The 13727-nt window shown below is 36.5% G+C and carries 8 protein-coding genes and 2 pseudogenes; 6 read left to right on the top strand and 4 right to left on the bottom strand.

Features of this window, described 5'->3' with window-relative positions:
- Positions 1–348 precede the first annotated feature (348 nt).
- The 3 genes and pseudogenes from CYJ37_RS19810 to CYJ37_RS19800 all read left to right on the top strand — a co-directional run bounded on the left by CYJ37_RS19810 (position 349) and on the right by CYJ37_RS19800 (position 2217).
- Positions 349–1268 (top strand): annotated as a pseudogene (locus CYJ37_RS19810) (DNA/RNA non-specific endonuclease).
- A 370-nt stretch (positions 1269–1638) separates the two neighbouring features.
- A complete protein-coding gene (locus CYJ37_RS19805; protein WP_180827389.1) occupies positions 1639–1884 on the top strand; it encodes a helix-turn-helix domain-containing protein in 246 nt (81 codons plus the stop codon).
- A 3-nt stretch (positions 1885–1887) separates the two neighbouring features.
- Positions 1888–2217, top strand: coding sequence for a hypothetical protein (locus CYJ37_RS19800; RefSeq protein WP_101551283.1), 330 nt, complete (start codon positions 1888–1890; stop codon positions 2215–2217).
- A gap of 355 nt (positions 2218–2572) precedes the next feature.
- Here the strand turns inward: CYJ37_RS19800 and CYJ37_RS19795 are convergent, their stop codons facing one another.
- The 4 genes and pseudogenes from CYJ37_RS19795 to CYJ37_RS19775 form a co-directional block, all read right to left on the bottom strand.
- Positions 2573–3526, bottom strand: a complete 954-nt coding sequence (locus CYJ37_RS19795) for a reverse transcriptase family protein (RefSeq protein ID WP_101551281.1) — start codon at positions 3524–3526, stop codon at positions 2573–2575.
- Positions 3527–4190: 664 nt separating this feature from the next.
- Positions 4191–4364: pseudogene (locus tag CYJ37_RS19790) on the bottom strand (transposase); the annotation flags it as partial.
- A gap of 320 nt (positions 4365–4684) precedes the next feature.
- On the bottom strand, positions 4685–4975 hold the full coding sequence (locus CYJ37_RS19780; protein ID WP_101551275.1) for a nucleotide pyrophosphohydrolase: 291 nt from the start codon (positions 4973–4975) through the stop codon (positions 4685–4687).
- A gap of 9 nt (positions 4976–4984) precedes the next feature.
- Positions 4985–6928, bottom strand: coding sequence for a DUF2075 domain-containing protein (locus tag CYJ37_RS19775; protein ID WP_101551273.1), 1944 nt, complete (start codon positions 6926–6928; stop codon positions 4985–4987).
- A 547-nt stretch (positions 6929–7475) separates the two neighbouring features.
- Between CYJ37_RS19775 and CYJ37_RS19770 the strand changes: the two genes are divergently transcribed.
- From CYJ37_RS19770 to CYJ37_RS19760, 3 genes are all read left to right on the top strand, one after another.
- The gene (locus tag CYJ37_RS19770; protein ID WP_101551271.1) at positions 7476–9383 is read left to right on the top strand and encodes an McrB family protein; all 1908 of its coding nucleotides are present in this window, start codon (positions 7476–7478) and stop codon (positions 9381–9383) included.
- A complete protein-coding gene (locus CYJ37_RS19765; RefSeq protein WP_101551269.1) occupies positions 9367–11208 on the top strand; it encodes a nuclease domain-containing protein in 1842 nt (613 codons plus the stop codon). Before CYJ37_RS19770 ends, CYJ37_RS19765 begins: the two co-directional genes overlap by 17 nt.
- A gap of 959 nt (positions 11209–12167) precedes the next feature.
- Positions 12168–13721 (top strand): ABC-F family ATP-binding cassette domain-containing protein, encoded by a 1554-nt coding sequence (locus tag CYJ37_RS19760; protein ID WP_094769308.1) that lies wholly within the window; start codon positions 12168–12170, stop codon positions 13719–13721.
- Positions 13722–13727 lie beyond the last annotated feature (6 nt).

Genomic DNA, 13727 nt, shown 5'->3' with positions numbered 1-13727 from the left:
AACTGCCAGTTCGAACAATAGCTTAGATATCGGCACTTCACTTTGTTGATTTGCCGACAAGCCTGTATTAGCCAGGTCTTTACATAGATTCAGAAATACAGAAAATTGATTTATTAATGTGGAACTTTTGTCTTCTGATGAAGTTATCTTAAAAAGAATGGTGCCTGAACCACAGTCTTTAAAGCTTTAATGGATGTGGGATCAGGTACCTTTCATTTTAAAATAATCGGAAATATATACCACTCAAAAAAGGATGGAACTTAGTGGTAATATGAATAGGTTAACAATTATTAATCTATGCTAACATTCCGAGATTTTAAGAATTAACTTCTATAGGAGAGTACTCAAATGAAAAAGAAAATAAACTATTTAATCTCACTTTTAACAATCATCTTCATTGCCGGTTGTACCACCCCAGATGATGCATCCAATACAAATGCAGATACAGTTCCCCAAGAAGGAACTACAACTACTGTTAAACCAGAAGCAGAGAAAACAGCAAGTGTTCCAGCTGCCGAGGAAACATCCACCCAATCAAATAATGAACTGTTCTCGGGATACAAACTTATTGAAGTTGATGGCGGTGATGTATCTGGTGATCGTGAATCAAATGTCGTCGTTGACATTGGTTATGGGGACCGGGAATATTGGGCATTTACGAATGAATATGGGCAGCTAGTTCGTGTCATTGCTGACGAAATCATTCTGCAAGATGACAGTACCGAAGCTGTATTATCTTCTGGAAGGTACTATTCTGATGAGGCAAAGGTTCCTGGAGTTGAAAGTGACGTTTTGGATGAAGGACATATCATTGCTGATTCTCTTGGAGGAGTATCAAATGCTTATAATATTACTCCACAAGATAGTACGCTCAACCGGCATGGCGATCAGGCTTACATGGAAGATGCGATTCGTAAGGCAGGTGGAGCTGCTAATTTTGAAGCAATCATCACATATCCGAATACGGAAACGCAGATTCCTTCAAGTTATCAGTATACCTATACTTTAATGGGTAATGAGATCGTTGATACATTTGATAATGTGAACCCTGATGAAGTAAACGAATCACTCGGTTAACAGACAGTGAGCCAACTGAAACAACCAGTACAAACACAAGTGGTGATATTTCTAGTGTTGATACAAACGGTAATGGACAGGTGACGATTAAAGAAGCAAAAGCAGCAGGTTTTAGTATGCCAATAACGAGTGATCATTGGTTGTACCCATATATGGACGACCGTGATGGCGACGGTATGGTAGGTGAGTAACCCCTGGAACTTTGAGGCACAATGAAAGAAAGAAAATATAAATATTCTTCACTAATTGGTGCGTTTCTTCAATAAGGAGAACGCACCCTTTTTATTAAGGGCAATAATGAAGCTTAAACTATTTGCCTTTTCCTGAACTCCATCCTGGTAAAAGACCGACCTCTACTCTTATGCCTCATAACCAAAATTAATTCAAAACTGGCATCCCAATCCTTCATAAACGTGAGGTTACGCCTTCGATATCCGGTTAAGACAGACCTTCCTGTGCTAAAACCTCCGCTTTATAAAATTTCACATTTTATGTGAACTATCGTTCATAGTGTTTCTACCTGCTCAGTTATGTAATTACTGTAAAAAGGAGAAATTTCCTTTGGACAAAGAGCAGATCCTTTACATCGGGAGCACAATCAAACGACTAAGAACCGAGCAGAAACTCAGCCAGGAGGACCTCGCAGGATTAACCGGCTATTCACGCGAGTACATAAGCAAAGTGGAACAAAACCATATTGATCCCAGCCTCGGCGCTGGTACCGCATCAATCGCCAAAGCACTTGGATTGAAGACATGGGAATTAGTAAAGATAGCTGAGGAAAATACTCACCTGGAAGAGAAATAACGGATGCGGCAACGTGGAGTGATCGAGGAGTTAATCTTGAAAGTGGACAAATCATTGATTACAGAATATCGAAATTCTCGAGTTATTAGAATAAAGAACGAGCACGGGGATGAGGTAGAAGTTGAGCTTCTGCAATTCCCTTCTTATTACAAAGTAACAGCAACCATTTGCCAAGATTCTTCGCCCTACAAAGACTGTATAGGGATCGGAGTGGACGATGACAATGAGAGCAGTGCTTTAAGGAAGGCACTTCGGGAGCTGTACTTGGACGCTTATGGAGGAGCCTCTTCACTATTGTTCTCGAGACGAGTATTGAACAAGCTCCTTTTGTGAAATAAACTTAAAAATTAAACGTAGAGAAAAGCAGCTAGTATTCGCTAAACCAACTGCTTCTGTTCCCTCCTCTCAGGGATATGCAATTTATTGTGGTAGTAAATTCATTGGCTAGGGGGGAATTTTTGTGACCCTAATCTACCTCATACAAACGCTTTAACCCTTCACCGAATGTGGAGTCAGGCCCACTAGCCTTGTACCGAGGAAAGAAATACCGTAGGCGACCTCCTACCAGCACTTTAATCCTGCACAGAAATTGGGGTCTGGCCCCCGATTTTCATAATAAGAATCCATGTTACGAAAATCGCCCCCACAATAAAAAGCATAGAACTAAACGCAGGGCATTGCGTCTATACTATGCTTTATTCTTTATATATCGTCTCACTTTAGTAATCATATTTTGCATATAATCCAGCGATCTTGCTTCCTCAATTAACTCAACATTAACTATATAACCCTGTAGTTGATTGCAGAGTGATTTTAATTGGTTAATATCTTTTGGATTAGCTTCGTATGCCGTACATAGTTTTGAATAAGCAGTGCTCAAATCTTTTTGTAGGCGATTTGGAGCAAATAGCTTGTTCTCTTTTATATATGTACCAGTGATATTAATACCTTTGTTAATTTTTCTATGCATAGTCTTACCACTGTTTATTTCAAGATTGAATTGTCTAACAATTTTACTAATATTTCTTTTAAAAGACTTACTAATATAATCATTAGATGAAAAGGTCAAATCATCCACGAAACAAGTAAAAGTAATGTTATTTACCATTGCGTAATTGTATAAATGAATGTACATATCGCTATAAACTAAAAAGCTTAGTAGAGAGCTAGTGGGGTAGCCTTGAGGTAAATGCCTATAATTATCGTGCATAGGATGCGGTTCAGTTACAAGTAGAGTACAAATCTTCGCTATATCTGTTGACATGTTTAATCTATTTTTAAAAAATCTATAAACAAAATAATCGGAAGTGGAAGGGTAAAAATTTTTAATATCTAATAGCAAAAAATGATTGTTATTAATATGATATGATCCATTCATTATATAACTTTTATTTTTTATTCCACCGTTAACGAAGTCAGGAAGTGTGATCCTGGACAAAAAGCTATTAAGCCTCTTTAATATTTTTTTATAATAAGGTTTGGGTGGATATATATGTCTCTCTTTGTTCCGACTTTTGGAAATATAAAAGTCAGTGGAGAAATGACGGTCTATGTCCTTTAATTTAAAGACATCGATACGTAATAATTCGGATAAATATTTTTTATTGCTAATACCGTATAATTTACAATTTTGATATTCCATTTTAGACCCTCTATAAGATAATTAAGATAAGAGCTGATTGTTGTTAACATACTAATTAAAAAATCTGTCAAATTATAAACACAGTATGACAGTTTTTTAATTACAGGGAGACCAAATTCAACAGCTGCATAGGCGCCGACGAAATTTTTCCATGAACACCAATACTTAAAGGCCCTAGTAGGCTTTTTCTGTTCTTTCTCCCTACGACTCATACGAGTATCATTCATAACTCCACCTCCCAAAATTCCAGGCTGTTAAGCCTGCCCTCTGCGATATTTTGTGGAAGTGATTTCGGAAATGAGTCGCTCAGCTCTTACCTAATTAGCAAAACGTGCCCTCTGCGTACACAATTACGCATAGTTATACGGATTGCGTTTGCCGGGTGTTGCCGACTTTTTAATACGGAGGAGTTCGACGAACAGATCCCAACTACATTACCGCCATTAAAGGCAAAAGATTTTTGCAAAGGAAATTCCTACTAAATACCCGTGGTTTTATTTTATACTAGTTTCCCATATTTCATCAAATCAAAAGCTTCTAAATTATAGTTTTATTTAATATATTACCTTCATCGATTACGACTACTTCAAAGACGAGTAACTATACTAATCCTTAAAATTTGGTTCTACGTCAAATGTTAATGTGAAGTCCATAGGCTTCACCCTTATCCATTATGCACACCCAACTTTTTTAATAAGATTTTGGCTCGGAAACGCTTAAAGCTTCTAAAGCCAAATGCATTTCGTCTCATAACCTTCGTTAAGTTATTGATGCCCACTAAAAAGCCATTGGAATAGTCATATCTAAAGCTATTTAGCATTTCAATCTGCCATTTTTTATGGCCTTGGCAGCCTTCATGAACGCAGAAATGCCCACCTGATAGGAATCAGCATGAAGCAAAAATCTGGTGGCATCGTCGATAAATGCGACAAGATAAACCTGTTTCTTCACTCCATTTTGGCCAATCGGCAAATAAGGAACAAAAAAAGGTGCCTGTCCCCACACGCTCTAAAGCTTTAGCAAATGTAGCGGCATGCACCTATTTCCATTCTTAGTTTAGCCTTATAAACTTAAAACTCGCTTACAAACTCTCAGCAAAAGCAAATGCCTGAACCTACAACTAACGGTAAACTTCAGAACAATCACATCATATCATTATTATATAGGATACTTAACCCCATTCTTCTCAAGCTTCCTATAAACCTCTTCCTCCAAATCAACATCCATCCGATCTGCCAATTGCACTAAGTAAATCAGCACATCTGCCATCTCTTCCTTGATGTTTTGCCTTGTGTCAGCCGCTGCCTCTTCACTTGTTTTCCATTGGAAATTCTCCAATAGTTCACTCGCTTCAAGAACAATAGATATCGCCAGGTCCTTTTCTTTGTGGTAATGCTTCCAGCCTCGTTCGTCTCTAAACTTTAATACTTCTTTGATTAGATTATCCATTTGTTCTCCTTACTTATATTCTTCTTTATCTTCTGATACTCTCAACTCAGGATTGAAGAACTTGTTTTCTTCATATACAGTATTGCTCTTTTCATACCTTTCCCTCAAATAATCGGCAAGAGCATGATCCGTGCAGTAAACATAGCAGCCCTTTTGCCCGCGGGTCATCAGAGTTCTATAAGTATTCCTGATAATTTCATCCGCCAGCTTTTTGGCTTTCTTAGGATCGTCCTTCATCATTTTCTTCAAGCCTCTTAGTGAAGAATCTGTTTTAGCGCGCTTCGTATGATCTGTAATGACCTGGCCATTTTCATATCTCATGTCATCCCCGATAATGACTCCGACATATTCAAACTCCAGTCCCTGAGATGTATGGATGCACCCTGCCTCATTAACGGACTCCGGATCAATCGCCCAAGTATCAGAATTCCCCAGATTCCAGCTCATTTTAAAATCGTGCTCATCCAGCATAATATCATGGTAATTGGGATTGCTTTTACCTTCCTTTTCCCAATTCCAACAATAGCCTGCAACCATACGAGCCTTATTGTTCATGTTCCGGCTTTCGATTTCTCGCCTCAAGTCACTCGGGTCACCAAAGACTTTAAAGTCATACTGGCTTCCAATATAATCAGAGTTTGCTGTTTCTCGTATTTGAAGTACATCATCCAGCCAGGCTAAATAGCCGTCTGAACCATTGCAGCGAAACTGTGATTCCAGATTCATAATGGTTAAGTGAGCATGATTTTCTTTAGCATAATGTTCGATTTCACTTATGCTGCCAGCGTCTTTTAACGTCACCCGCTGCCGTTCATCTATGAAGAAAATAGAGAACTTTGATGCCGCTATTATTTCCTTAGTCTGGTTTTCACCGAGGTTTTGGAACATGCCTGATTTCAAATTCAGTCTGTGTGCTTCATCGACAATCAGCGCATCAAACTCATTTTCTGGGGCATTGATATAACTCCCTGATCCCTTAAACAAGTTATCAATATGGCCTTTCCTGAAGTCCTGCTTAAGCTTATTAGCATAAATATTCCGCGGTGCAGCATTCTTCGTTACATATTGGCAAACCATACTTTGGCCTGTCAAATACACCAATAGATTGATAGCTAACACAGACTTGCCGGTACCTGGCCCGCCTTTTACAATCAACACCTGTTTAGTATTCGTTCTAAGAGCTTCTTTGGCCAAATGAACCGCTTCCTCGTAAACCACCTTCTGGTCATCAATCATCACAAACTCATCATTGCCCTTTAACATTAGATTTAGGGAATCCTGTAATGACTTTGAAGGTCTGATACGGCCATTCTCGATTTTATATAGATTCTCTTTATTATCCCCGAATCGAATGTAACGTTTAATAAAATTCCGGAGCTGCTGAGCCTGTCCCTTCACAAAAACAGGAGCCTGTTCAATATAGTAACCATAAATCGGATCAGTTAAAGGATCATCCGCTCCTGGATTCAAGTAATTATGCAAGTATGCACAAGGATACAAATTCATATCCTCATTCTGGGCATTCTCATTATAATCCCTAATCAAAGAAGCATAAGACCAGGCCTGATATGAAGGATGAGTCGTCTCAACAAGCCCCCGGTTCATCGCCGTCTTAACAATCGCTTCTTTCCCCCGGATGACCTCCACGGACGCCCACTGTTTCAATTCAACAATTACTATTGAGTCCTTGTCAGCATCTCTTCCTGAAATAAGAAAATCAACACGCCTTGAAGTATGCGGAATTTTAAACTCGATCGCTACACCTGCATCACTGGGAATTTCATTATCACTTAAGACCCGGTACATATATTGCATCGAATTATCCCAAGAGCGGACCTCACGTTCATTGATTTTGCCAATTTTAGAATTGTAGTTATTGCATATATTGTTGACTAGTTCATCGTGAAATACGTCTTCTAGGAATTCTGATTTTGTTGCTTCGTAGACTATCATGGTTTCAGTCCTTAAATATATTTCTAATTTTCAATCATCTAACTACCTTTATTTTCAATCATCTAACTACCTTTATTTTTGCTATAGTTATTTAGGAGTTCCATTTTTGATTAAATTCGGTAGAGACTCTACCAAAGCAATCTAAGGCTGTCAGGATACTCAACTTCATAATTAAAAGTCATGGGGACTCTAAATAAGAAGTTTATAAGCTGAGTTAACTACGTGAGAGACTTGAGAATTCAAGAGATTCTTGTTGATAATATAGGTATTTAAAAATAATAAATCTAACTTAAAAAAGTTTAAAACAATTTTAATAGCCATTATGGTATATCAGTAGGTTAGAATTGGGATATTTATGTTAGTTTAACAAGAAATATTATATACTAAAAAAATAAGGGATTTTGTAAATAAAGTAAAAAACACTATAGATTATTAGCTTAATTAATGGGTCTAGAACCTTCTTACAATACGGTCATTATAAATTAATTGGCAATAAATAAAAATAGTTTAATAAAAAGGAATAATATACTAAAGAGGAGAGCTATAAATGGAACTAAATATCTACCTTGTAGGCGTTTTAGTATCAGAAGCACGCTTACAAGCAGTATATCCGGATTTTTTACCAGTTAAAGGACATTCTAACTTTAATCAATTTCAATTTTTTTTAGATATATTAAATACTGACGATATTCCAGTTGAGTATCAAAAATTTTTTAAGAATCGGTTTGCACTGGGTTATGACAATCAAATTAGGGATCCCGAATGGGAATCTATTTCTGAAAAACAACAATTTTTTAAAGAAGAGGCATTCAAGAATTTTGCTTTTAATAAGGTATTTATTTTCAAACCATATTTGGATGAAAATAATTATGGTGAAAAAAACATCAAAGTCTCAAAAAACAGCCTTAAAATTATTGATAGACCTAGAGGTATATCAGAAAAGGCCTTTGGTAGTCTAATGACAATTCCGATCTTTAATGAATACAACCAATATGCTTTTGAAAAAAGATTACTATCATCACAAGCAATAGGAAATTATGATTTCCTAGATCGTATTACGGCTTCTTGTGTCGTTTCAGGCGACTATATATATGGTGAATTTCAAGATTTTGAAAAATTGAATGATGGGTGGCATGTATCAATAGACGGTACATTAAGAAAACTACCGATTGATTTTGAGGCGTATAATGAACACATAATTATTGAAACACATGCTATCTATGTGGATTATGATTTCTTCAATGATGTAATTTTAACAGAAGGATTGATAAAACAAGGGAATCCAGTCAGTCTAGATAAAAAAGTCAAATTAAAGGAAATTACTGAAGAGCCAATTGGTGACTTTGAAGAAGAACAATATTCCGAAGAAGATTTCTTAAATACATTATTTGATCAATTAAATAAGACAGGGTTGATCTTTGAGAAAAAACAGCTAGTTAACTATCATACAGCTTTAAAAACCCGCCGATTAGTTATTTTAAGTGGTCCATCAGGGACAGGTAAAACACAAGTCGTATTCCAATATGCGAAAGCATTGGGAATCGTAAATAAGGATATGCAGCAATTTAAAATGATTCCAGTTAAACCGAATTGGAAAGATGATACAGATTTAATAGGATTTCTTGATACCATAAACAACATTTACCGTCCTTCTGAATCAGGCCTAGTAGATGTGCTAATTGAAGCGAAAAACAATCAGGATAAAATTTATTTAATATGCTTTGATGAAATGAACTTAGCTAAAGTAGAGTATTATTTTTCACAATTTTTAAGTGTTTTGGAGTTAGAAGGGAACGAACGTAAAATCTCACTATACAGCAAAAAATTAGTTGGCCGCGTTTTAAATGGCGAACAATATCCACACGAAATTAGCATATTACCAAACGTATTATTCGTTGGTACAATTAACAACGACGAAACAACACAAACTTTATCTGATAAGGTTTTGGACCGTGCTAATTTTATCGAGTTTAATATACCTGAAAACCACATAAATAATTGGGTGAATAGGTACAATCATGTTTCTGAACACTCCCCCGCTGACAGTAAAACAGATAGGAAAGTTGTTGATTTATATCATTATAATAATTGGAAAAAAGGTAAAACTGAAATCAACTTACTTCCTAGTGAAATAGAAATATTAAACCAACTAAATGAAGTACTAATTAAACATGACAACTTAAAAGGTATTGGTTTCCGTGTTTTAGATCACATCAATTCATATATGTTGAACTTGCCAGTTAACCAAATATTGGGTCGTTCGGATGCTTTTGATTTACAAATTTCACAGAAAATTATTCCTAAGATTCGCGGAACATATGATGAATTAAAGGAAATCTTAATAGAAGAAGAAAACAGTATATTAAGCATACTAGATGAAACAACTTATCCCATTTCTTACGTTGCCATTAAACGTAAGGTTAGGGAGTTGAACTTATATGGCTACACATACTAATAATTTATCATATAACTTACCATTTAAAGTAGAATTCGTATCCTACAGTGATTCTGAAAACAGTGTTAAGTATTTGAAACAACTTCAAAAATTTACAATCAATAAAAATCCCAATTTTATCGAAGATTTAGGGCTAAAAGAATACGATAACTTAGCTGTACGTTTTACCTCAACTTCATTGAACAAAGATGAAAATGCCAAATTATTTATGGATTGTTTTGATTATATTGATGAACTAACTAATGATTTAGAATTAGAACAAAGCGAATCAGGATATATTTACTTGGAAAATGAAATAATGATTCATCGTCATTTAGATAATGACGTAGGTAGCCCGTTGATCCCTGGGGTGTATAGAATTAAAGTGATTTATAATGGAGAGACTTATTACAGTCAAATTTTAATTAAGCCAAATAACTTAGATATTAACGAACATTATCAAATGGTAAAAGAAATCGAAACCCAGGTAAAAGGGCTTGCACGTGATTGGATTAGAAAAAATAAATCATTAGAAGTATTGAACGAATATAAAGATATAGATCCAACTTATTTAGATTATGCTTATTTATTATTAAAACATCAAAATTTATTGGAATACTCTATGAACATAATCTTAAAAAATCCATATACAGGTTTAGACAAGAATTATGTTGAAATGCCACTAATAAAAAGTAAAAAAATTGACAGTACATCTTTAAAATTAAATCAAATCAAGCATGGCTCTACTCTTTTCATGCGGAATTCTCTATCTAATCAAAAAATCTATACCTACAATATGATTGAGAATTATGATAATAAAGTGAATACTTATCTTGTTAAGGTATTAAACGATTTTATAGGGCTTTTGAAAAAGGCAGAACAAGACATTGTGAAAATAAAAAAGTATTTTCACGACGAGTTAAAGGAATTGAACTATTATAATCGATATAAAAAGAATCTTGGTCAAGAGTCAAAGATTCTCAACCGTGAAAAACAATTGAAACAAATTACAATATTCGAAGAATCTATTATTGACTTGCATGCTAAGCTTCTAAATTTCCAAAACACATCCTTTATTCAACTACTGAAAACTAAACATAAGGGAACATTATCAACTCAATTTATCAAAACACCGGGTTATAATAACTTCTATCGTATTTCTTTGCTAGTTAATGGGCGATTAGAAAATAAGATTGAGGATTTATTCGACTACAACTGGAAATCCACGGAAGTTTTATACGAATACTGGTGTATGATTCAAATTATTGACTATCTAATTAAGCTAAATTATCAGCCAATTGGTGGGTGGATTTATAAAAAAGAGGAGAAGGATAACAGAATTACTGTACCTTCAATTCCTGACGGTGAATACATTGATTTTGAAAAAGGGGAATATACACTAAAACTTACTTTCAATTCAGAGATAGGCAAATCACCAGAAGAAGCGACAGTGAAAAAATCGCCATACTGGATACGAGTAGAACGGAATAAACCTGATTTTAGACTTGATGTGTATAAAGATAATGAGTTTAAAAAGACGATCATAATGGACTCAAAATACAGTCCAGCAGCTCGTTTTTGGAATAAGAAACTAATCAATACTTCACGTAAGAGCAAAGTTGTTGAGCAATTGAAAATTTACGCAAACAATATCTACAAATTGAATACTAGAAGAGTAAACGTGGTTGAGGAAGTACTAGCTCTTTGTCCTACAGTAATCAATACAGATGACTTGTTTGATATTGATGAGAATCATTCGATTGGTGTAGCAACATTAAAGCCAGGTATTGAAAACCATAAGTTTAAGGAACGTTTAGAGTACTTAATTACAATAAATTCATATTAGTATTGTTAACTAGATTGTTAGCATTATTTATATTGAATACTTTCCTAATATCAACCAGCGTGTTGGGTCAGGCACCACATTCAAATAAGCATGTTGAATGTGCTTGATATGTTGCATAGCAACCCTAACCCCAATAACCAGACTTATCTATTTGTCGAAATAAGAAATATATCGACGAGAGAATATCAAGTGCACCCTTCACATCATTTGACCATTCTAGGGCTAGTTCAAAAGAAGGGCATGACCCACTAGCCTTGCGCGAAAGTAAACAAATTTACTGTATCTAAAAATTTACATTTCAATTCTGTTCTAAAATATAAAAGGAGAACGGGTATAAAACTGACCCTGTTCCCTTTTTTTCCTTTTAGTAATTTCCTAGTTTTCGGCTATTCTTATCTTATTTCTCTTTTTTTTCAATCTTTTTTCAAAGCAACGTTACCCAATGACGGTGGCTTCTTCTCACTTGGTATAGGGACTTTCTGCCTTCCCTTTCCCTTAGAGGTTCTCTTCTTCTTTAATCGCAATGCTTTCCTAAAAGAGCTTACCGATTTGTACAAATAGGTCTATAAAGAAAGTGCCTGACCCCACACACTTTTGGATGTTTCTTCCCCGTGCATATGGCGCGTTACTTTTCCAAAGATCAGGAATGTTTTTGCGCGGCTGATGTCTTGCATGATTGATTTGACCTGCGGCAGCCTTTTGGTGATTTCTGTGATGAGCTGTTCTTTTTTCGTCTTTGATTGATGACGATCTGAAAGAAAGTGCCTGACCCCAGATGCTTTAAAGCATTAGCTAATAGGGGGTCAGGCATCTATTACCAACCACTCACTCTTGATCGAACATAGGATGCAGCCATCTTATTTGGATGACGCAATTTGCCTTACAATAACTTCAACTACAAAATTCAATTAAAATCTAGTAAGATATCCACAGGAGACATTTTACATGGGGGTAAAAAAATGAGCGTATTATATGTAAAAGATTTAAGTCACGGCTTTGGTGATCGTGCGATTTTTAATGATGTGTCTTTTCGTCTTTTAAAAGGTGAACACGTTGGACTTGTGGGGGCAAATGGTGAGGGTAAGTCTACTTTCATGAATATTGTAACTGGCAAGCTGCAGCCCGATGAGGGCAAAGTGGAGTGGTCACGAAAAGTTCGCGTTGGTTATTTAGATCAGAACTCTGTACTTCAAAAAGGGACGACGATGAGAGAGGCTTTGAGTACTGCCTTTCAATATCTATTTGATGCTGAAGCAGAGATCAATGAACTTTATGGAAAAATGGGTGATGAAGGTGCTGATATCGAGGCACTGCTTGCTGAAGTGGGGGAGCTGCAGGAAACGTTGGATAGTAACGATTTCTATCAGATTAACTCAAAGGTTGAGGAAGTTGCGCGTGGTCTGGGATTAGACGATGTCGGACTGGATCGGGATGTGGATGATCTGAGCGGCGGGCAGCGTACGAAAGTTCTGCTGGCTAAGCTTTTGCTGGAAAAGCCTGAAATCCTATTGCTTGATGAGCCTACGAACTATTTGGATGAACAGCATATCGAATGGCTGAAGCGCTATTTACAGGAATATGAAAATGCCTTTATCCTGATTTCACATGATATTCCATTCCTGAACAGTGTTGTTAACCTGATCTATCATATGGAAAATCAGGAATTGAATCGCTATGTTGGTGACTATGATAACTTCTTAAATATACATGAAATGAAGAAGCAGCAGCTGGAGTCTGCTTACAAGCGCCAGCAGCAGGAAATTGCTGGCTTAAAGGACTTTGTCGCCCGTAACAAAGCCAATGTCGCGACCCGTAATATGGCGATGTCCCGCCAGAAGAAGCTCGACAAAATGGAAGTGATTGAGTTGGGGAGAGAAAAGCCGAAACCGGAATTTCATTTCAAAGAAGCCCGTGCAGCCAGCCGCTGGATTTTCACAGCAGAAGATCTGGTTATTGGATACGATGAACCACTGTCCCGCCCGCTGAATTTAAAAATGGAACGCGGACAAAAAATTGCCTTCGTGGGTGCTAACGGTATTGGTAAGTCTACTCTTTTAAAAAGTATTCTTGGGCTGGTTAATCCGATTTCGGGCAAAGTCGAGCGCGGTGAATATCAACACCTCGGTTATTTCGAGCAAGAGGTAAAAGAGGCCAATTATAACACTTGCATTGAAGAAATTTGGAGCGAATTCCCAAGCATGAACCAAGCTGAAGTCCGCGCTGCTCTTGCAAAATGCGGATTAACAACCAAGCATATCGAAAGCAAAGTCGAAGTCCTATCCGGCGGCGAAAAAGCCAAAGTCCGCCTGTGTAAAATTTTAAACACAGAAACGAATTTACTCATCCTGGATGAGCCTACCAACCACCTGGATGTCGACGCAAAAGAAGAACTAAAGCGTGCTTTGAAAGCCTATCGCGGAAGTATATTGATGGTATCCCACGAACCTGACTTCTATCGTGAAATTGCGACCGATATTTGGAATTGTGAGGATTGGACTACGAAGGTGTTTTGATTTTTT

The organism is Bacillus sp. UMB0728 (assembly GCF_002858875.1).
Taxonomy (GTDB): Bacteria; Bacillota; Bacilli; order Bacillales; family Cytobacillaceae; genus Bacillus_AB; species Bacillus_AB infantis.
The sequence above is the reverse complement of the archived record's forward strand: the minus strand, read 5'-3'. Positions and strand labels throughout refer to the sequence as shown.

Bases quoted from the DNA above. Each gene is read 5' to 3' on its own strand.
- CYJ37_RS19800 (WP_101551283.1), top strand. From the start codon at position 1,888: ATGCGGCAACGTGGAGTGATCGAGGAGTTAATCTTGAAAGTGGACAAA.
- CYJ37_RS19795 (WP_101551281.1), bottom strand. From the start codon at position 3,526: ATGGAATATCAAAATTGTAAATTATACGGTATTAGCAATAAAAAATAT.
- CYJ37_RS19780 (WP_101551275.1), bottom strand. From the start codon at position 4,975: ATGGATAATCTAATCAAAGAAGTATTAAAGTTTAGAGACGAACGAGGC.
- CYJ37_RS19775 (WP_101551273.1), bottom strand. From the start codon at position 6,928: ATGATAGTCTACGAAGCAACAAAATCAGAATTCCTAGAAGACGTATTT.
- CYJ37_RS19770 (WP_101551271.1), top strand. From the start codon at position 7,476: ATGGAACTAAATATCTACCTTGTAGGCGTTTTAGTATCAGAAGCACGC.
- CYJ37_RS19765 (WP_101551269.1), top strand. From the start codon at position 9,367: ATGGCTACACATACTAATAATTTATCATATAACTTACCATTTAAAGTA.
- CYJ37_RS19760 (WP_094769308.1), top strand. From the start codon at position 12,168: ATGAGCGTATTATATGTAAAAGATTTAAGTCACGGCTTTGGTGATCGT.